Annotated in this window: 20 protein-coding genes and 1 pseudogene; 8 read left to right on the top strand and 13 right to left on the bottom strand. The window is 70.2% G+C overall.

The window, feature by feature from the left end; all coding sequences use genetic code 11:
• Positions 1-5: 5 nt before the first annotated feature.
• The 7 genes from BZG35_RS05755 to flgF form a co-directional block, all read right to left on the bottom strand.
• Positions 6-521: a hypothetical protein gene (locus BZG35_RS05755; protein WP_077354782.1), complete on the bottom strand. Its 516-nt coding sequence runs from the start codon at positions 519-521 to the stop codon at positions 6-8.
• Positions 518-928 carry a hypothetical protein gene (locus BZG35_RS05760; protein WP_077354783.1) on the bottom strand — a complete coding sequence of 137 codons (411 nt, stop codon included), beginning with the start codon at positions 926-928 and terminating at the stop codon, positions 518-520. Before BZG35_RS05760 ends, BZG35_RS05755 begins: the two co-directional genes overlap by 4 nt.
• 28 nt (positions 929-956) lie before the next feature.
• On the bottom strand, positions 957-1,430 hold the full coding sequence (locus BZG35_RS05765; RefSeq protein WP_077354784.1) for a hypothetical protein: 474 nt from the start codon (positions 1,428-1,430) through the stop codon (positions 957-959).
• 86 nt (positions 1,431-1,516) lie between these two features.
• The gene (flgH, locus tag BZG35_RS05770; RefSeq protein ID WP_077354785.1) at positions 1,517-2,242 is read right to left on the bottom strand and encodes a flagellar basal body L-ring protein FlgH; all 726 of its coding nucleotides are present in this window, start codon (positions 2,240-2,242) and stop codon (positions 1,517-1,519) included.
• Between the two features lie 11 nt (positions 2,243-2,253).
• Positions 2,254-2,868, bottom strand: a complete 615-nt coding sequence (locus BZG35_RS05775) for a flagella basal body P-ring formation protein FlgA (protein WP_077354786.1) — start codon at positions 2,866-2,868, stop codon at positions 2,254-2,256.
• A gap of 3 nt (positions 2,869-2,871) precedes the next feature.
• Complete coding sequence (flgG, locus tag BZG35_RS05780) at positions 2,872-3,660, bottom strand: flagellar basal-body rod protein FlgG (protein ID WP_077354787.1); 789 nt, start codon at positions 3,658-3,660, stop codon at positions 2,872-2,874.
• Positions 3,661-3,671: 11 nt separating this feature from the next.
• Complete coding sequence (flgF, locus tag BZG35_RS05785) at positions 3,672-4,409, bottom strand: flagellar basal-body rod protein FlgF (protein WP_077354788.1); 738 nt, start codon at positions 4,407-4,409, stop codon at positions 3,672-3,674.
• A 178-nt stretch (positions 4,410-4,587) separates the two neighbouring features.
• On the opposite strand from flgF, the pseudogene BZG35_RS05790 reads away from it, so the two are divergent.
• The 5 genes and pseudogenes from BZG35_RS05790 to BZG35_RS05810 all read left to right on the top strand — a co-directional run bounded on the left by BZG35_RS05790 (position 4,588) and on the right by BZG35_RS05810 (position 8,271).
• A pseudogene (locus tag BZG35_RS05790) lies at positions 4,588-5,249 on the top strand (flagellar basal body-associated FliL family protein).
• Between the two features lie 4 nt (positions 5,250-5,253).
• Positions 5,254-6,321: a flagellar motor switch protein FliM gene (gene fliM / locus BZG35_RS05795; protein WP_077354789.1), complete on the top strand. Its 1,068-nt coding sequence runs from the start codon at positions 5,254-5,256 to the stop codon at positions 6,319-6,321.
• A 1-nt stretch (position 6,322) separates the two neighbouring features.
• The gene (locus BZG35_RS05800) at positions 6,323-6,958 is read left to right on the top strand and encodes a DUF6468 domain-containing protein (RefSeq protein ID WP_077354790.1); all 636 of its coding nucleotides are present in this window, start codon (positions 6,323-6,325) and stop codon (positions 6,956-6,958) included.
• Between the two features lie 18 nt (positions 6,959-6,976).
• On the top strand, positions 6,977-7,930 hold the full coding sequence (locus BZG35_RS05805) for a MotE family protein (protein ID WP_077354791.1): 954 nt from the start codon (positions 6,977-6,979) through the stop codon (positions 7,928-7,930).
• A 77-nt stretch (positions 7,931-8,007) separates the two neighbouring features.
• Positions 8,008-8,271 (top strand): DUF3297 family protein, encoded by a 264-nt coding sequence (locus BZG35_RS05810; RefSeq protein ID WP_077354792.1) that lies wholly within the window; start codon positions 8,008-8,010, stop codon positions 8,269-8,271.
• 38 nt (positions 8,272-8,309) lie between these two features.
• Here BZG35_RS05810 and BZG35_RS05815 read toward each other — a convergent pair whose 3' ends face one another.
• The 4 genes from BZG35_RS05815 to lgt form a co-directional block, all read right to left on the bottom strand.
• Complete coding sequence (locus BZG35_RS05815; protein ID WP_150125954.1) at positions 8,310-11,594, bottom strand: DEAD/DEAH box helicase; 3,285 nt, start codon at positions 11,592-11,594, stop codon at positions 8,310-8,312.
• Positions 11,595-11,690: 96 nt separating this feature from the next.
• Positions 11,691-12,467 (bottom strand): peptidoglycan editing factor PgeF, encoded by a 777-nt coding sequence (gene pgeF, locus BZG35_RS05820; protein ID WP_077354794.1) that lies wholly within the window; start codon positions 12,465-12,467, stop codon positions 11,691-11,693.
• The gene (locus BZG35_RS05825) at positions 12,464-13,537 is read right to left on the bottom strand and encodes a class I SAM-dependent methyltransferase (protein ID WP_077354795.1); all 1,074 of its coding nucleotides are present in this window, start codon (positions 13,535-13,537) and stop codon (positions 12,464-12,466) included. The genes pgeF and BZG35_RS05825 overlap by 4 nt, the downstream gene beginning before the upstream one ends.
• Complete coding sequence (gene lgt / locus BZG35_RS05830; protein WP_077354796.1) at positions 13,537-14,424, bottom strand: prolipoprotein diacylglyceryl transferase; 888 nt, start codon at positions 14,422-14,424, stop codon at positions 13,537-13,539. The genes BZG35_RS05825 and lgt overlap by 1 nt, the downstream gene beginning before the upstream one ends.
• A 175-nt stretch (positions 14,425-14,599) precedes the next feature.
• Between lgt and BZG35_RS05835 the strand changes: the two genes are divergently transcribed.
• The 3 genes from BZG35_RS05835 (at position 14,600) to BZG35_RS05845 (ending at position 16,221) form a co-directional block, all read left to right on the top strand.
• Positions 14,600-14,890, top strand: a complete 291-nt coding sequence (locus BZG35_RS05835) for an accessory factor UbiK family protein (protein WP_077354797.1) — start codon at positions 14,600-14,602, stop codon at positions 14,888-14,890.
• Positions 14,891-14,969: 79 nt separating this feature from the next.
• On the top strand, positions 14,970-15,470 hold the full coding sequence (locus tag BZG35_RS05840; protein ID WP_077354798.1) for a YbjN domain-containing protein: 501 nt from the start codon (positions 14,970-14,972) through the stop codon (positions 15,468-15,470).
• A gap of 1 nt (position 15,471) precedes the next feature.
• On the top strand, positions 15,472-16,221 hold the full coding sequence (locus tag BZG35_RS05845; RefSeq protein ID WP_253189281.1) for a pyrroline-5-carboxylate reductase: 750 nt from the start codon (positions 15,472-15,474) through the stop codon (positions 16,219-16,221).
• Here BZG35_RS05845 and BZG35_RS05850 read toward each other — a convergent pair.
• A complete protein-coding gene (locus tag BZG35_RS05850; RefSeq protein WP_077357867.1) occupies positions 16,198-16,692 on the bottom strand; it encodes a hypothetical protein in 495 nt (164 codons plus the stop codon). The genes BZG35_RS05845 and BZG35_RS05850 overlap by 24 nt on opposite strands.
• An 82-nt stretch (positions 16,693-16,774) precedes the next feature.
• A complete protein-coding gene (locus BZG35_RS05855) occupies positions 16,775-18,118 on the bottom strand; it encodes an ATP-binding protein (protein WP_077354799.1) in 1,344 nt (447 codons plus the stop codon).

Here is an 18,118-nt window from a genome sequence, read left to right on the forward strand (position 1 = left end):
GGGCGTCAGTCGCAAAGGGCGAAGAAGCGGTCGACGTCGGCCGCAGAACCCGGCTGCGGGGCATAGGCCTCGCGCCGGTCGCCGATCCACTGGGCCAGCCAGCCCAGTCGGCGGAAGCGCTGGAACACGGGGGCATCGGCGGGGGACTCGGCCGTCAGCAGGTCGCCCTCGCCCAACTCGGAGGGTTCGGACCGAGCGGTCAGACGCTCGGTGTCGCCGCCGGATTCGAGCAGGATCAGCCGCGTGCCGCTGGGGGCGGTCGCCAGAACCTGCAGCGTTCCCGATCCCGCGCCGCATTCGAACGCCAGCTTCAACTCGTCGCTTTCGGCGATGCCATAGGCCAGGCGGGCGATGCCGTCATGGGTGGTCAGGTGCCAGTCGTAGCCGGCGATCGGCTGTGGCGACGACGCGCCGGCGGTCACGACGACGGGCGTGGCAGGTTCCGGGGCGACGGTCGAACAGGCCGCGGTCATCGCGGCCAGCGCCAGGGACAACATCAGACCGGGCGTCCGGGGGCTCATCCGGTGCACAGTTCGGCGAAGCGACGAAGCTTGGCCCGGTGCGCCGAGGGCACCTCGACCAGCCGATGCACACCGGCGACGGCGACGTCGATCGTCCCGGTCCGGATGAACTGGGCGAAGACCGGATGCTCGGTCCGCAGCGCCAGGGACAGATGGTCGGTGTCCACCCGGGCCTGGGCCGCCGCAGAGGCCTGGCCCGCGCTCAGGTTGGCGAAACCGCCGTCGAGGGCGTTGCCGTAGAGGCTCAGCCGCGCCACGCCCGATCCCGGCTGGCACTCGAACGTCGCTTTCAGCTGCGGCGTGTCGGGGATCTCGTGGGCCAGGACCAACGGACCCTCGCCGTCGTACAGGGTCCACGTCCATCCCGCCTGGAGGGCGATCGCGGCGGCGAGACTGGCGAGCAGCATCAGGGGTGGGGTCCGGTCCAGCGACCGCTCAGACGCGGCCTGCGGAGCAGTAGGCCAGAAAATCCGCGATGGCGCGACGTTCCTGTACGGTGGCCGACAATTGGAACACGCCCGCGTCGCCGCGCACGGCCATCCGACCTCGACGGGCCAGGCCCTGAAGGGACGGATCGCTCAGGGCGATGCGGGTCTCCTCGGCTTCGCCGTCGCTCAGGGGATCGACCCCCTGCGGCAGGCTGGCCCGGATCAGGCGCGCGCCTTCTGGCTGCACATCGCCGTAGACAGCCGCGGTACGGTCGCCTGGCAGGCACGACACCATCAGGGCCAGTTGGTCCGAGTGCGCCACGCCGTAGGCCAGCTTGGCCAGGGCCCCCTCATGATGCACGCTCCATTGCATCACCGGCGTGGCGGCAGCGGCGGTTTCGGCCGAAGCCACGTCTTGCGACTGGGCCGTAAAGGCGACCAGGCCCAGGGCGGCGGTGGCGGGCAGCAGAAACTTGAACATCGTCCGGTCCTTGCGTCTGATCCGATAACGCGGTGCCGCATTAACGGTTCAACCCGGACGGACGGCCGGTCGCTGACCCGGCCGGATCAGAACGGACTGAACCGCTCGACCAGGCTCTGGGCCGCCGGGGTGGACTGCACCCGGCTGATGTCGCCGCGCCCGCCATAGCTGATCCGCGCCTCGGCGATCTGGGTGTGGGCGATGGTGTTGGCCGAGCTGATGTCCTCGGGGCGGACGATGCCGGCGACGGTCAGCTCGCGCACCTCGCGGTTGGTGCGCACTTCTTGCCGACCCTGGATGACCAGATTGCCGTTCGACAGGATCTCAGTGACGACGGCGGCGATGGTCAGGCTGACCTTCTCCGAGCGGCTGACCGACCCCGTGCCGTTGGCTTTGGACTGGCCCTCGACGCCGACCAGGTTCTGGGGATCGAAGCCGCCGGGAAAGGCGCGGCCCAGGCTGTTCTCCAGACCGAAGAAGTTGGTGATCCCGCCCGAGATGTCGTTGGACCGGCTCCGGTTGGTGCTGTTCGAGGTCTGGGCCTGGTCGTCGATGTCGATGTTGACGGTCAGGATGTCGCCGATGTTGCGCGCGCGCTGGTCGCCGAAGAAGGCCCGGGCCCCGGTGCGCCACAGCGAATTGGCGCTGGCCGAGCGTGGCTCGGGCACGGAGGCATAGGTCTGGCTGACGGGCACCAGCTGGGCCGGATAGCCGATGGGGGCCAGCTGCGGCCCCTGCACCGTCTCGACCACGGTCGAACAGCCCCCCAGAGCCAGGGCGGCGGCGGTCAGGGCGAGGATGGATTTACGCATGACGGATCTTCCTAGCGCGAGGCGAACTGGGCGGAACTGCGGGCGGCGACCTGGGCCTCCGGGCCCGCGAGGGCGCGGCCCGGGCCGACGGCCACGGCGTCGATGGTGCGGCCCGAGGCCACGTTCAGGATCGGCACCCGGTCACCCTCGGCGGCGTCGCGGGTGGCGCGTCCGGTGACGGTCAGGGTGACGCCCCCGGCGACATAGGCGACCTCGACCGTGTCGTTGCGGGCGATGACCCGGGCCGCGCGGGCCTGGCGCTGCGGGGTCGCCATGGGGCGGATGGCCGGTGCCACGGCCGCGTGGGCCGCCGCCGGAACCGTGTTGCCCCCCGTCGCCGGGGCCAGGGAGGCTTCGCGCACCACGACGCGGCGCAGACCCTGGGGATTGGCCCAGGCAAGGCCGTTGCGGGAGGCGATGGCCTGCAGCTGGGCGGCTTCGAACACCACCGACGGCCCCGTCCGGGTGGCCAGGATGAAGTTGGCCGACGATCCGGCCCCGTCGAACACGTCGCCCAGGGTGACGCGGCCGTCGGCGTCGACCGGATTTGTCTTCAGCGTCACGGTCTCGGCCAGGGCAGGGGAGGCCAGCAGGACCACACCGGCGATCAGGCTCAGCATGCTCATGACCTAGCCCTTCACCTGGGCGGAGACGCTCATCATCTCGTCGGCGGTGGTGATGACCTTGGAGTTCATCTCATAGGCGCGCTGGGCGATGATGAGGGCGCTGATCTCGGTCACGGCATCGACGTTCGAGGCTTCGGTATAGCCCTGCAGAAGTTGCCCGAACCCGGGCTCGCCCGGCGTCCCGACGGTGGCCGGACCGGAAGCGGCGGTTTCCAGCAGCAGGTTGTCGCCGATCGCCTCCAGCCCCGCCTCGTTGAAGAAGGTCGCCAGCTCCAGCTGGCCGACGACGGCCGGCTCGGTCGCGCCGTCGGTGATGACCTGCACCTGGCCGCTCTTGGAGATGCTGACGTCGATCGCGTCCTGGGGAATGGTGATGGCCGGCTCGACCGCATAGCCGTCCTCGGTCACCAGCTGTCCTTCGGCGCTCAGCGAGAAGTTTCCGGCGCGGCTGTAGCCGATCTCGCCGGACGGCAGGGTGATCTGGAAATAGCCCTTGCCGTCGACGGCGATGTCATAGTCGTTGCCGGTCTGGGTCGGCGTGCCCTGTTCGGTGATGCGATAGACGCTGCCTGCCTTGACGCCCAGGCCGACCTGGATGCCGGTCGGGACGACCGTGCCCTGGGCCGACGACTGGGCCCCCATCCGTTCGACGTTCTGGTAGATCAGGTCCTGGAACTCGGCGCGCTGGCGCTTGTATCCGACCGTATTCATGTTGGCGATGTTGTTGGAGATGACCTCCACGTTCAGCTGCTGGGCGGCCATGCCCGAGGCTGCGGTTCTGAGAGCGCGCATCTATGTGTTCCCTAGCTCGATCGGCCCAGCCGCTCGACGGCGCGGCGGGACAGATCCTGGACGTTGTCGATCATCTTGGTCGCGCGTTCGTAGGCGCGGGTGATCTCGATCAGGTTGGTGATTTCGACCAGGGTGTTGACGTTGGATCCCTCCAGCATCCCCTGGCGAACCTGCACGCCCGCCGCGTCGAGCGCCGGGGCATTGGAGGCATTGCGGTAGAGACCGTCTCCGTCCTTGGACAGGACCGACAGGTTGTCGAACCGGGCCAGATCGAGCGTGCCCAGCAGGGCGCCGTCCTGGCTGAGAGTGCCGTCCTGGGCGACGCTGAGCGGGCCCAGGGCCGGATCGACGACGATCGGTCCGCCGTCGCCCAGCACGGGCAGGCCGGACTTGGTGACCAGCTGGCCGGTCGGGTCGATGGTGAAGGCGCCATCGCGGGTATAGGCCTCGCCGGCCCCGTCCTGGATCTTGAAGAAGACGCCTTCGCCGTCGATGGCGAAGTCCAGCGTCCGGCCGGTCTCGTTCAGGGCCCCCTGGGCGAAATCGCGGCCCACGCCGTTGTCCAGCACGAAGCTGACGCTCGGGCGAACGGCGTCGTTGCGGGCCCGCTGGCCAATCTCGGTGCCGAGCAGCAACTGCTCGACCTTGAAGCCGGTGGTCTCCGCATTGGCGATGTTGTTGGCCGCGATGTCGAGTTCGCGACGCAGCGTCATCTGGCGGGACAGTCCGATGTAGGCGGCGTTTTCCACGGTGGGCGGGCTCCTTCGCGGCAGGTCTCGCAACGACCGTGCCAACGCGGTTAATCCCCGTCCCCCGGGCGTTTGAGCGGTGAGGAGCCCGATACACCCGGCAAATCTTGCCGGATTTACACCTGGCGTTAACCAAACGCGTCGCATTGCGGACGTTGGGATCATCCGGGGCGCGTCGATGCTGGGTTTGGGCAAGAAGAAGGACAAGCTCCCGAAAGACGACGCCACGGCCCTGGCCGTGGCCCACGGGGCCGATGTGCCGGCCGAGGGCGAGGCTCCGCCCAAGAAGAAGCTCCCCCTCCTGTTCATCATCGCGCCCGTCGCCCTGCTGGTTCTGCTGGGGGGGGAGCGGGGGCCTTCTTCATGCTCCAGCCGAAGCCCGCTGCCGCCGAGGGCGAGCACGGCGCGGCGGCCGAGGGGGACCACGGCGCGGCCAAGAAGGACGAGAAAAAGGAAGGCGGGGGCCACGGCGCGGCCAAGGAGGGCGAGGGCGAGGCGGATCCGGCCCTGGGCAAGATCGCCGAGGGCCCCGACGGCATCACCTTCTACACCCTGCCGGACATGGTGGTGAACATTCAGTCGCCCGACGGCAAGCCGACCTTCCTGAAGCTGAGCCTGACGCTTGAGATGCACGACGCCGACCTGGCCCACACCCTGCAGGGCCAGATGCCGCGCATGCAGGACATGTTTCAGGGCTTCCTGCGCGAGCTGCGGCCCGAGGATCTGGCCGGATCGGCCGGCAGCTACCAGCTGCGCGCCGAGATCCTGCGCCGGGTCAATCTGATCGCCGCCCCGTCCAAGGTGGATGCGGTCCTGATCGAAGAAATGCTGGTTCAATAGGCCGATGTCTGACGCGGGCTTAGCAGACACCGAACTCGATCCATTCGGCGGATCGGACGCCTTCGGCGACGCCGGGTCGGCCGCATCCGAGCGCATCCTGAATCAGGACGAGATCGACAGCCTGCTGGGCTTCGACCTGGGCGACGACGACGGCTCCGAGCGCTCGGGCATCCGCGCCATCATCAACTCGGCCCTCGTCAGCTACGAGCGGCTGCCGATGCTGGAGATCGTCTTCGACCGCCTGGTGCGGCTGATGACGACATCGCTTCGCAACTTCACGTCCGACAACGTCGAGGTCAGTCTCGACAACATCTCGTCGATCCGCTTCGGCGACTATCTGAACTCGATCCCGCTGCCCGCCATTCTCGCCGTGTTCAGGGCCGAGGAACTGGACAACTATGGCCTGCTGACCGTCGACTCCAACCTGATCTATTCGATCGTCGACGTGCTGCTGGGCGGGCGCCGGGGCACGGCGGCCCTGCGGATCGAGGGGCGGCCCTACACCACCATCGAACGGGTGCTGGTCCAGCGGATGGTCGAGGTCATCCTGGCCGACGCCAACGCCGCCTTCGAGCCCCTGACCCCGGTCCATTTCAACCTCGACCGTCTGGAGACCAACCCCCGGTTCGCCGCCATCGCGCGTCCCGCGAACGCGGCGATCCTAGTCAAGCTGCGGATCGACATGGAGGACCGTGGCGGGCGGGTCGAGCTGCTGCTGCCCTATGCGACGCTGGAGCCGATCCGCAAGATGCTGCTGCAGCAGTTCATGGGCGAGAAGTTCGGCCGAGACAACATATGGGAAGGTCACCTTGCCACGGAACTCTGGACCACCGACACGGTGGTCCGCGCGGTTCTGGACGAGCAGTCCTGCCCCCTGTCGACGGTGCTGAACCTGAAGGTCGGCGACACCCTGATGCTGAACGCGACGCCGGATTCGGACATCTCGATCCGCTGCGGCTCGATCCCGGTGACGACCGGCCGGATGGGCCGCAAGGGCCAGCATATCGCCATTCGCGTGGAGGGTCCGATCAGTGTCGAGGCCGCCAACAGTCTGACCAAGGGACGACGCTGACATGACCGGCATGATCCTCGACGCTGTCCTGATGCTGCTGCTGGTGGCGGCACTGGCCTATGGCGTGCGGCTGGAGAAGAAGCTGACCCAGCTCCGCTCGGGTCAGCTGGCCTTCGCCGGCGCGGTCACCGAGCTGAACGCCGCCTGCGGCCGGGCCGAAAGCGCCCTGGGATCCCTGCGCGCCTCGGGCGAGGAGGCCGACCTGCTGCACGACCGGATCATCAAGGCGCGGGCGCTGAAGACGGATCTGGAGCAGCTGATCGCCAAGGGCGCGCGCGGCGTTCTCCCTCCCCTTCATGGGGAGGGACCGCGAGCGCATGCGAGCGCGGGTGGGGACGTGTCGAGCAGAGATCACGCTGCCCCGCTCGAACCCACCCGGGCTGCTGCGCAGCCGTCCCTCCCGACAAGCGGGAGGGAGAAGCCCGCATCCGCCGCCGCCCCAGACCCCGAAGACCGCGCCTTCCGCATGGCGGCCCTGGCCGAGCGGATCCATGGCATGGCCCCGCCCGCCAAGGCCGCCGCCGCCGGTGCCGGCAATGTTCAGGCCATCCTGCAGGCCATGACCGCTAACCAAGCTGCGAAGCAAAGCCTCAACCGCGCCAAGGCTAGTCTCGACGAAGACCTGTTCGCCGCCTAACTCCTGAAAGCCTCCTGAATGGCCAAGCTGCCGCGCCTCCTGCCCCTGATCGCCATCGCCATTGGCGGGGTCGTGGCCGTGCGCGCCGTGGGGGCCGGACCGGGCCTGCTGGCCGGGGCCCAGGCCTGGGCCGAGGACGCCGGCACCGCCGTCGGCGAGGCGGCCGCCCCCCCGGCACCGCGTCCGGCCCCGGCCGTCTGCGCCCTGACGCCCGAACAGCTGGCCCAGCAGGCCGGCATCTCTCCGGCGGAGCTGCGCATCATCCAGTCCCTTTCGGCCCGCCGCACCGAGCTGGACGTCCGCGACGCCGATTTCGCCACGACCCTGCCGCTGATGGTCGCCGCCGAGGCCAAGCTGGACGCCAAGGTCCAGGCCCTGAATGCCATCAAGGCCGAGGTCCAGACCCTGTTGGGTCAGGTCGACGAGCGCCAGAAGGCCGAGACCGATCGCCTGGTGGCCGTCTATGCCGCCATGCGTCCGCGCGAGGCGGCCGCCGTCTTCGCCACTTTGGACGACAGCGTGCGGCTGCCCATCGCCGCCGCCATGCGTCCGCGCGGCCTGTCCGCCATCATGGCCCAGATGCCGGCCCCGGCCGCCCGCGAGCTGACGGAGAAACTGGCCCGTCGCTTCCAGGCCCAGCAGCTGGCCGCCCGCGCCGCCGCGGCCGCCGCCGTGGCACCCGCCCCGACCCAGACCGCCGCCGCTGCCCCTGCCACGCCCCCAGCGGCGACGCCTGCCGCCCCGGCGACCGCTGCCGCGGCCCCGACCGCCCAGCCCGCCGCCAACCGCACCCCCCAGGCCCGTCCTGCGCCCCGGGCGGCGCGTCAGGCCTCGACGCCGACGCGCTCCAACCCCCGGCCCCCGGCCGCTGCCCAGGCCTCGGCGACCACGGGGGCCCAGCCGTACGCGCCGACCGCCCCGACGGCCCCGCCGCCGTCGAACCCCACCGCGCCGCGCCAGTCGGTGCAGTAGCCACCGCGCACAGTTGGCACCGACAGCGGGGGAGGGTATCACCCGCCTCCGCTTCCTCCGCCTCTGAAGGCCCGACCATGTCCGACACGCCCCCCGACCGCCTCTCGGTCAACCCTTCCAGCCCCCACCATGACGCCGACGTGCTGGCGCGCGGCGTGGGCATCAAGTTCAAGGGCGAGGAAAAGACCAACGTCGAGGAATACTGCGTTTCCGAGGGCTGGGTCCGGCTCGCCGTCGGCAAGGCCGTGGACCGCAAGGGCAATGCCCTGACCGTCAAGCTTCAGGGCCCGGTCGAGCCGTACTTCCAGAACAGCGTCGTCGAGGACGAAGCCGAGGGCTGATCCAGGATCGCGTCCGACCCGGCCCGGCCCGGCGCGCCTCAGGCCGCCAGCCGGGTCAGGATCGAGGTGACGAAGGCCTCATCATGCGGCGTGTCGTCCGCATCGAAGACCAGCCGGTCTTCGGACCAACGGCCGAACCCTTCCGCCGGCAGGCTTTCCCGCAGCCGGACCGCCTGGGCCCGGGCCAGGGTAAAGGCCGTCGCCTTGGGGCCCGAGGCGATGGCGGTGACCCCCGCCTCGGCGGCCATGGCCCCGATCCGGGCCGCCCCGAGCAGCTTCACGACCTCGGGCGGCGGCGGGCCGAACCGGTCGGCGATCTCGTCCTCGAGCGCGTCGACGGCTGCGGGAGACGTCACCTGCGACAGCCGAGCGTAGAGGTTGATGCGCAGGGTCGCGTCGGGAATGAAGGCCTCCGGGATGAAGGCGGTCTCGTCGACCTTCAGCGGAGCGGGCGGCGGAATCGCCTCTTCGCCGCGCGCGAGCCTGACGGCGCGCTCGAGCACCTGCTGATACAGCGCCGCCCCGATCATGCGCATGTGACCGGCCTGATCGTCTCCGACCAGATCGCCGCCGCCCCTCATGTCGAGGTCGCGGGCGCTGATCGCGAACCCCGACCCCAGGCGGTCGAAGGCCTCCAGGGCGCTGAGCCGCGCCCGGGTCGAATCGGACACCTCGTCTTCCGGGTCCGTCAGCAGGAAGGCGAACCCCTGCATCCGCCCGCGGCCGACGCGCCCCCTCAGCTGGTGCAACTGCGCCAGGCCGAAACGGTCCGGCCGCCAGACCACCATGGTGTTGGCCCGCGGCACGTCCAGACCGCTCTCGATGATGTTGGTGGCCAGCAGGATGTCTCCGCGTCCTTCGGCGAAGCCCACCATGGCGTCGTCGACCTCGGCGGGCGACATCTTGCCATGCGCGACAGTCACCGACAGTTCGGGCACGAGCGTCTGCAACCGGGCCTGCATCGGCTCCAGGTCCTCGATGCGGGGGCAGACGACGAAGGCCTGACCGCGCCGGCGCTTCTCGCGCAGCAGGGCCGTGCGCAGGGAGGCGGCGTCGAAGGCCGCCAGGGCGGTCCGGATGGGGCGCCGGCGGGCAGGCGGGCTGGCGATCACGCTGACGTCGAGCAGACCGACGAGGGCGCTCTGCAAGGTCTTCGGGATCGGCGTGGCCGTCATGGTCAGGGCGTGCGGGGCCTGGGCGCGGAGCGCGTCCTTCATCTTGGCACCGAACCTCTGTTCCTCGTCGATGACGACCAGACCCAGATCCGCGAAAGTGATCGTATCGCCCGCCAGGGTCTGGGTGCCCACGACGACGCGGACGCTGCCGTCCGCCAGACCCGCCTTGACCGCCTTGGCTTCGGCACCGTCCACCAGCCGGGACAGATGCGCGACCTCGATCCCGATCTCCTTGAAGCGTCGTCGGAAGGTCTCGTAGTGCTGGCGCGCCAGCACCGTCGTCGGCGCGGCCACCATCACCTGGCGTCCGGCCAAAGCAACCGCCGCGGCTGCCCGCAGGGCCACCTCGGTCTTGCCGAAGCCGACGTCGCCGCACACCAATCGGTTCATGGGTCGCCCGGAGGCCAGGTCGTCGAGCACGCCCGCGATCGCGGCGGTCTGGTCCGGCGACTCGGGAAAGGGGAAACGGCTGGCGAAGGCGGCATAGGCCGCGGCCGGCGGTGTTACCGGGTCGGCCGCCGCCTCATCCCGTTCGCGGGTCAGGACCACCAGTCGCTGGGCGGTCTCGTCGATCTGGGCGCTGACCTCGGCGCGCCGCTTGCGCCAGGCGTCGGCGCCGATCCGGTCCAGGGTCACGGCGTCGGGCTCGGAGCCGTAGCGCCAGACCCGACCCAGGTCCTCGACCGGAGCCAGGACGGTCGTCCCCCCATGGTACGCCAGTCTCAGGACGTCACGTTCGAAGCCGCCGACCGTCACACGCTCGAGGGCCGTCAGAACCCCCAGACCGTGGTCCTCGTGGATGACGACATCGCCCGTCCGCAGTTCGATCTCGCCGGACAGGATCTGCGCGGTCGTGCGCGATGGCCCGAGACGTCCGCCCAGAACTTCCGTGGCCGTCAGGACGGTGAGGTCGAGGTCCGCGTCGTCGAAGCCGGCCGAGGGATCGGCGACGAAGGTCGAGACGCTTCCGGAGCCGGCCGCGACGATCTCGTCCCAGCGGGACGGCGAGGACGGGACGTCGACCGTCTGGCGGGCCAGAAGCCGCCGCATCGCCTGCAGCTCCGGCGCTGTCGCGCTCAGCACGATACGTCGTCCCTTGATCGACTGATCCTGGATATAGGCCGCGAGCGCCTTGCCCGGGCGACGTTCGGTGGCGAAGGCGGGCAGGGGATCCGCGACGTCCCCGGCATCGATCGCCTCGCCGCGCGCCAAGGCTGCATCGGCCTCCAATTCCGACAGGTAGAGGGCCGAGGGAGCTGCGGGCGCGACGTCCGCCCCGCCGAAGACCCGCGCCGTCTCATGGGCCTCGGCCACCTGAGCGAGGAAGCGGCCACAGCGTTGCGCCGCATCGGCTTCCACCAGCACGGTCGCCGCGTCCATACGCTCGAACAGGGTTTCGAGAGTGCCGGCGACACGCGCCAGCCCGTGTTCGATGCCGGGTTCGCGGATCTCATCGTCGGAAAGATGCAGCTCGGAAGCCCCCTGCAGCGTGAGCCGGTCGATCGCGTCCTCGGTGCGCTGGGTGATCGGGTCGTACCATTTCAGGGTCTCGATCCGCTCGTCGACCAGGGACGCGCGCACCGGGCGGTCCGCCGCGGCAGGAAAAAGATCGATCACCTCGCCGAGAAAGGCGATCTCGCCCGGCTCATCCACCCGGTCGTCCACGACATAGCCCGTCCGATCGGCGAAGGCCTTGAGCGCGTCGCGGTCGAGCGGCTCGCCGACACGAAGATCGAAAGACGCCTGCGATGCGGTCCGGGGCGGCAGGCGCTGCATCGCAGCCTCGGGCGACACCACCAGGACGACCTTGCCGGACGCCCGCTCCAGGCGGTCGAGCACGAGCAGACGGCGGCCCTGGCTCTCGCGCGAAGGCGAGGCGTGATCGTAGGGCAGGCAGTCCCAGGGCGGCAGGGCCATCACCTCCACAGCCTCCCCCGCCATCGCGGCCAGGACCCGTCCGATGTCGTCGGCTCGGGCTTCGCTGGTGGTCACCAGGATGACGTGCTCGGGGCCGTCCGTGATCCGTCGGCAGGCGAGCGCCGCGATCAGGGTGGGGCTGGGTTTCAGGCGGCGGCCGGTTTCGGGGCGAGGCGTGGGGCCGCCGACGAGAGGGGCGACGCCCGGGACGGGACTCATAGGCTTCGGCACGGCCGGGGCTCCTGGAAGGCTGCGCTGCTCAACCCGCCCGTTGCGCCAATGTTCCGCCGCCAGACACGCGAACCGCGCGTGTCACGCCGACCCGTATCATCTCAGGCGGATCGCCGACATCAGCCGGCCGAAGTCCGGCTCTCCCGCCCGGTGCGCCCGCCGGTTGGAATAGAACCGATCCGCGTCCACGCAGGTGTCGTGACCGGTCCAGGCGGCCTCTGCGACCCCGGCCTGGTCCAGCCGCCAAAGCACGAAGCCGGGCAGGTCGAACATCCGCTTGTCGACCTCGGCCCCCGGCGCGAAGAACCGGCCGGCCCCGGCGTCGTGATGTTCGAACCGGTCCTGGAAATCGGCACCGACCTCATAGCTGGCCGGGGCGATACAGGGGCCGACCACGGCCACCGTCCGATCCAGGCGGGCTCCCAGGGCGACCATGGCCGTGACGGCAGAGTGGATCACGCCGGTCAGGGCCCCCTTCCATCCGGCATGGACCGCCCCGACCACCCCGGCCTCGGCATCCGCCAGCAGGATCGGGGCGCAGTCGGCTGTCAGCACGGCGCAGATTGCGCCTGAGGTCGCCGTCACCACCGCATCCCCCTCCGGCCGCTCGCCGTCCCAGGGCCCGGTCGCCACTCGCGTTATAGCCGAATGGATCTGGTAACAGTTGGCCAGGTCGTCGGCCGCCCCGCCCATAGCCTCGGCCACGCGCCGCCGGTTTTCGGCCACGGCCCCCGCATCGTCCGCCGACCCCAGGCCGGCGTTCAGGCCCGCGTACAGTCCGGTCGAGACCCCGCCCTGTCGGGTGAAGAAGCCGTGCCTCACGCCTGCCCGGTCCAGCAGGGGATGGGTGATGGGAGAGGGCCGGTCGATCATGTCTCGAACCCCGGCACGGCCAAGCGGCGCGGCGAGAAGATCGCCGCCGCCTTGAACAGCTCGCCCATCTGGTCCGGTGCTGTCAGTCGGGCCAGCTGACGCCCGATCACCGCCGCCGCCTCGGGTCGTCCCCGGGCCAGCCGTTCGGCCCGCGCCTCGATCCCCAGCCGGTGCAGGAACGCGCCCTGGCCGAGGCAGCCGGTGACGTCCGCACCGGTCCGCAGCGCCGCTTCCAGCACCGCCGGAAAGTCCGCCCACTGGGTCACGTCCGCCTCGCCGGGAGTGTCCAGCGGGTCCACCTTCGCGTGCCGCCGCAGGGCCTGCAGCGTGTCGCCGACGCCCGGCCGATCGCGCCCATAGTCGATCAGCAGCGCGGCCCCCGAGGTCTCGGACACCAGGGTCGCCAGGTCTCGCCCGAAGGCCGCCTGCTGCTCCGACGTCTCGATCACCTGACCCGGCTCGACCGCGAAGCCGGGCCGTTCGAAGCCGCCGGTGATGCCGACCAGACCGAAGGTCAGTCCCCCGTCATCGGTGACCCCGACCCGCCGCTCGGCCCAGCCGCCCTGCGTCTTCACGAACTGCCGCGCCGGCAGACAGTCCAGCACCTCATTGGCGATCAGGATGACCGGGGCGTCGGTCTCGATCGCCCCCAACGTCCGGACCCAGCGTGGCGCGACGTCCGCCTGGGCCAGCCGCCGGGCCTGCACCGCCCGCAGGGGGGCGCTGGGTTCGATCAGGATCAGGTCGCACGCCTCCAGGAAGCCCGGGACGACCCGGGCGGCGCGCAGGGCGTCGTCCATCAGCGTGCCGTCGCCCGGCCCGACCTCGACCAGCCGGAACCGCTCAGGCGCGCCCAGCCTCTGCCAGGTCTCGACCGCCCACAGGCCGATCAGTTCGCCGAACATCTGGCTGATCAGCGGGGCGGTGATGAAATCCCCGCCTTCGCCGAGGGCCGGCCGGGTCGCATAGTAGCCGTCGGTCGGGTCGTGCAGGCAGCGGGTGACGTAGTCGGCCACCGTCATCGGCCCGGTCAGGGCGATCTCGCGCGCCAGCCTGTCCTTCAGCGCCATCAGGCCGCCGCCGGCTCCGTGGCCCCGACGGGGGGACGCATCCAGGCCCGGCGGATCAGCCAGGCCCCGATCAGGATCATCGGGATCGACAGGATCATGCCCATGGTCAGCCCGAACGGCAGCTGGTCCAGCCCCACGTCGGGCTGGCGCACCGTCTCCAGCGAAGCCCGCGTCAGGCCATAGCCGACCAGGAACAGGCCGGTGACATAGCCGGGCTTGGTCAGCAGCTGCCATTTCCAGACGGCGAGCGACAGGATGCTCAGCAGCACGATGCCTTCCAGCCCCGCCTCATACAGCTGGCTGGGGTGGCGCGGTTCGTTGCCGGCGGGGCAGAAGCCGTAGAGCTGCTCGATGCGCGCATTGCAGAACCGGACCGCCCAGGGCACGTCGGTCGTCCGGCCCCACAGCTCGCCGTTGATGAAGTTGGCCAGTCGCCCGAACAACAGGCCGATCGTCGTGACCGGCGCGATCGCATCCCCCAGGCTCAGCAGATTGGCCTGGTGCTTGCGGGCGAAGAAGAAGATGGCCAGGCAGACGCCGAGGAAGCCGCCATGGAACGACATGCCGCCGGTCCACAGCTGCAACAGCTCGAACCGCTCGCCCAGCGTCCCGCCGGTGAACAGCTGGGCATAGAGCTCCGGCTTGTAGAACAGGGCATAGCCGAACCGCCCGCCCAGGATGATGCCCAGCGTGATCCACAGCACCAGATCGTCCAGCTGGACCGTGGTGATGGGCGCCTTGCCGGGGGCCCAGACGCGCTCGCTCTTCAGAATCCGCGCCGCATAGACCCAGCCCAGGACGATGCCCATCACATAGGCCAGCGCATACCAGCGGATCGGCAGAGGCCCCAGGTGGATCAGGACCGGGTCGAACTCGGGAAAGGGCACGACTGAGGCTCCGCAACGGTTTCGGATCGCCCTTTAGCAAGGGTCGATGCGTCGCGCGAGCGTGACACGTTTCGGCCCGGTTTGGGCGGGATCAGGGGTGGTCCGGTAAGGTTTCGTTCACCATATCAGGCAACCCTCCCTTAACGACGCCCGCTTCGTGGGCCGGAGCCGTACCATGCAGACCCGCAACCCCTTCCTCGACGAGTTCGCCAAGCTCTCGACCAGCGCCATGGGCCTGGCCCAGGCGGCCGGCGACGAGGCCAAGGCCGCCTTCCGCGCCCAATCCGATCGTCTGGCCGCCGAAATGGATCTGGTCCGTCGCGACGAGTTCGACATCCTGAAGGCCCAGATCACGGCCCTGCGCGCCGAGGTGGCCGAGCTTCAGAAGGCTGCTGCGGCCAAGGTTGCAGCGCCGGATACGGGAACCTCCACAGATGGAACTCGTCTTCCGGACGCAGCCGGTTGAGCCGAATCTGCGAACACGCTTACCGTCGCCTTAAGGCTGCCGAGTCGCGGCCGACCTCCTGCGAGATCGAGTTTTCCTGATGGATGCTGTTGGACAAGACGTCGACGTCCCGTTTGACCCCCTCGACGTTGTCGAACATGTCCTGAATGCCGAGAACCTGCCGTTCGACCGGACGGACGACGGCGATCTGGCCTTCGCCCTCGCCGGGGACTGGAAGGACTATGAGCTGTGGTTCGCCTGGCGGCCCGAGGGCGACTGCCTTCAGCTATGCTGCGCCCTCGATCTGCGCGCCGCCAAGTCGCGCCGCACCGCGGCCTATGAACTGGTGTCGATGGTCAACCAGCGCACCTGGATGGGGCATTTCGAGGTCTGGGCCGAGGACGGCGAGATCGTCTTCCGCCACTCACTCGCCTTGCCGCTGGGCGAGCGCCCGACCCTGGCCCAGGCCGCGTCCATGATCGACGCGGCGATCGAGGCGGCGGACCGTTATTATCCCGCCTTCGACTTCATGATCCGCGGCAACAAGAAGCCCCAGGACGCGATCGACTCCTGCCTGTTCGAGACCGTCGGCACGGCCTGACGTGGTCCTCGGCGCGGTCACCCTTCTCGGTCACGGCCGGCTCGGGTCGGCCATGGCCGAGGGCTGGCGGCTGACGGGGACCGCCCCCGACCTGACGATCCTGACCCGGGCGGACCAGCCCGTCGTTCCAGCGGGCACGGCCGCCCTCGTGATCGCGGTCAAGCCGTCGACCTGGCGCCAGGCGCTCGCGCCGCTTCTGTCCACCCTTCCGCCGGCGACCGTCGTGGTGTCCGTCATGGCGGGCATCCGGGGCGAGGACATCGCCGCCGCCGTCCCGGGGCGCCCGGTGGTCCGCGTCATGCCCACGACCGCCGTGGCCCAGGCCCAGGGCGTGGCGGCGATCTGGTCGGCGGATCCCGCCGCCCGCGCCCTGGCCCACGCCCTGTTCGATCCGGTCGCGGACGCCGTCGATCTTGAGGGCGAGGCGCTCATCGATGCGGCCACAGCCGTCTCCGGCTGCGCTCCGGCCTTCTTCTATGCCCTGGCCCAGGCGCTGGCGGTGGCCGGAGCCGATGCGGGCTTGCCGCTGGATACCGCCATCCGCCTCACGCGCGGCGCTCTTCGCTCAGCGGGGGCGGGGGCCGTCACCGAGACCGCGCTCGATGCCCTGATCGACCGCATCGCCTCGCCCGGCGGCGTGACCCGCGCGGGGCTCGAGGCCCTGGACCCCGATCTGAACACGGCAGCCCGCGCCGCGGTCGCCGCGGCGGTCGCACGGTCGAAGGGGTTAGCGGGACACCAGCCGGCCTGAGGCCAGGTTGCTGGCCAGCCGGCTATAGGCGCGATCGGCGTCCTGCCAGGTGCCGAAGCCGTAGACGTCCGCCAGGCTGGTGGAATAGCGGGAATAGCGAACCGGCAGCCGCTGCCCGTCGACGGTGACGACCTCGCCCTCGATCGTGGCTCCGCCGATCGAGATGCTGTCGAAGACCGAGAGACCGGGCCGATTTCCGACCTGTTCGAAGGTCGGGCGATTGGGCTTGAGGTCGGTCAGCACCAGATTGACCTGCGCCCCTTCCAGACCGCCCCGGCGGGCCAGTTCGCGGGACACGACGGTGGTCAGCCGCTCGACCTGAAGGTCCACGTCGCGTTGCCCCAGACCCTCTGCCGCCTCGACCAGGTCCCCGCCGACGGTCACATTGACCTGTGGCGTCTGGGCGGAGGCCGGCGAAACCGCCAGTCCGAAGGCGAGGGCGAAGGGGGTAATCGAGACAAGGCGGCGCATGACCATCTCCTGAACGGTGTGTCTCGAAGATGCGCTCGGCGCGGCCTCTTCGCCAGTCTCCGCGCCGAAATGTGATCGGCCCTCAGCCCGGCAGCCGGATCAGCGCCCGCAGTCCGCCCAGCTCGCTGCGGGCCAGGGTGATGTCGCCCCCGTGTCCCCGGGCCACGTCGCGCGCGATGGCCAGCCCGAGCCCGACGCCCTTGCGGTTCTGATTGCGGCTGGCGTCCAGGCGGCTGAAGGGCCGAAAGGCCTCTTCGTGCATGTCGTCGGGAATGCCGGGTCCGTCATCCTCGACCGCGATCTCGAACCCGCCGGAGGTCAGGGCTCGCGCCGTCAGCCGTACGTGCTCGCCATGGGCCGCCGCATTGCCCGCCAGATTGGTCAGGGCCCGCTTGAAGGCCATGGGGCGCAACGAGGCGGTCAGGGTGTCGGGGGCGGCGATCTCGACCTCGGCTCCGGCGCGCTTCACGTCCTCGCCCGCCGCCTTCAGCAGGGCCGCCACATCGACGGCCTGGGTCGGCTCGCCCGCCTCGCCCTTGGCGAAGGCCAGGTATTCGTCGATCATATGCTCCATCTCGTCCAGATCGCCCTTCATGGCGCTCGAGCGTTTGAAGGCCGGGGCCAGGGCCAGTTCCAGCCGCAGTCGGGTCAGGGGCGTGCGCAGGTCGTGGCTGACCGAGGCCAGCAGGGCGGTGCGCTGCTCGATATGGCGCTGGATCCGGTCCCGCATGGCCAGGAAGGCGACGGCCGCCTGCCGGACCTCCTTGGCCCCATGCGGCTTGAACCGCGGGGACATCTCGCCGCGTCCGAAGGCCTCGGCCGCCTCCGCCAGCCGCTCGATGGCCCGGACCTGATTGCGGATGAACAGGATGGCCACGCCCATCAGCAGCACCGTCGCCACCATCAGCCACAGCACGAAGATATGGGCCTGGGTCGCCACCGCCCGCTCGCGCGGGGCGATGATCCGCATGACCCCGTCGGGCTGCTGCACCTGGATGTCGACATAGGCAGGATAGCGGGTGGTATTGAACCAGAACGGCTGATCCAGCCGGCTCGCCAGCGCGCCTTCCAGCGCCCGGTCAATCACGCCGATGGGGCCCCGTCGCGCCGGGCCGGGCAGGGTGGCGCCCGGGCGCATGGCGATGGACAGTTGCATCGACCGCTCGCCCTGGTCGGCGATGGCCGCCAGATTGGCCGGCGTGGGATCCTCGCGATAGCTTTCAGCCGCCCAGGCCACGTCGCCGGCCAGGCCCTCCGACAGCCGGGCCGTGACCGTCTGCCAGTGCAGGTCGAAGAAGGCCCAGGTCACCGCCCCCTGCATGATCAGGATGGGCAGCACGATGATCAGCAGCGACCGGCCCCACAGCGTCGTCGGCAGCCGCCGCTTCAGCACGCGCGCGATGACGGGGAAGGGGATCAGCCGCAT

This window comes from Brevundimonas sp. LM2 (assembly GCF_002002865.1).
Taxonomy (GTDB): Bacteria; Pseudomonadota; Alphaproteobacteria; order Caulobacterales; family Caulobacteraceae; genus Brevundimonas.

What these genes read in the sequence shown, in the direction of transcription:
- pgeF (WP_077354794.1), bottom strand. Translation starts at nt 12,467, where the DNA reads ATGATCGACCGGCCCTCTCCCATCACCCATCCCCTGCTGGACCGGGCA.
- BZG35_RS05850 (WP_077357867.1), bottom strand. Translation starts at nt 16,692, where the DNA reads ATGCGCCGCCTTGTCTCGATTACCCCCTTCGCCCTCGCCTTCGGACTG.
- BZG35_RS05840 (WP_077354798.1), top strand. Translation starts at nt 14,970, where the DNA reads ATGGATGCTGTTGGACAAGACGTCGACGTCCCGTTTGACCCCCTCGAC.
- BZG35_RS05855 (WP_077354799.1), bottom strand. Translation starts at nt 18,118, where the DNA reads ATGCGGCTGATCCCCTTCCCCGTCATCGCGCGCGTGCTGAAGCGGCGG.
- fliM (WP_077354789.1), top strand. Translation starts at nt 5,254, where the DNA reads ATGTCTGACGCGGGCTTAGCAGACACCGAACTCGATCCATTCGGCGGA.
- flgH (WP_077354785.1), bottom strand. Translation starts at nt 2,242, where the DNA reads ATGCGTAAATCCATCCTCGCCCTGACCGCCGCCGCCCTGGCTCTGGGG.
- BZG35_RS05800 (WP_077354790.1), top strand. Translation starts at nt 6,323, where the DNA reads ATGACCGGCATGATCCTCGACGCTGTCCTGATGCTGCTGCTGGTGGCG.
- BZG35_RS05810 (WP_077354792.1), top strand. Translation starts at nt 8,008, where the DNA reads ATGTCCGACACGCCCCCCGACCGCCTCTCGGTCAACCCTTCCAGCCCC.
- BZG35_RS05775 (WP_077354786.1), bottom strand. Translation starts at nt 2,868, where the DNA reads ATGAGCATGCTGAGCCTGATCGCCGGTGTGGTCCTGCTGGCCTCCCCT.
- BZG35_RS05805 (WP_077354791.1), top strand. Translation starts at nt 6,977, where the DNA reads ATGGCCAAGCTGCCGCGCCTCCTGCCCCTGATCGCCATCGCCATTGGC.
- BZG35_RS05760 (WP_077354783.1), bottom strand. Translation starts at nt 928, where the DNA reads ATGCTGCTCGCCAGTCTCGCCGCCGCGATCGCCCTCCAGGCGGGATGG.
- BZG35_RS05835 (WP_077354797.1), top strand. Translation starts at nt 14,600, where the DNA reads ATGCAGACCCGCAACCCCTTCCTCGACGAGTTCGCCAAGCTCTCGACC.
- BZG35_RS05755 (WP_077354782.1), bottom strand. Translation starts at nt 521, where the DNA reads ATGAGCCCCCGGACGCCCGGTCTGATGTTGTCCCTGGCGCTGGCCGCG.
- flgG (WP_077354787.1), bottom strand. Translation starts at nt 3,660, where the DNA reads ATGCGCGCTCTCAGAACCGCAGCCTCGGGCATGGCCGCCCAGCAGCTG.
- BZG35_RS05765 (WP_077354784.1), bottom strand. Translation starts at nt 1,430, where the DNA reads ATGTTCAAGTTTCTGCTGCCCGCCACCGCCGCCCTGGGCCTGGTCGCC.
- BZG35_RS05825 (WP_077354795.1), bottom strand. Translation starts at nt 13,537, where the DNA reads ATGGCGCTGAAGGACAGGCTGGCGCGCGAGATCGCCCTGACCGGGCCG.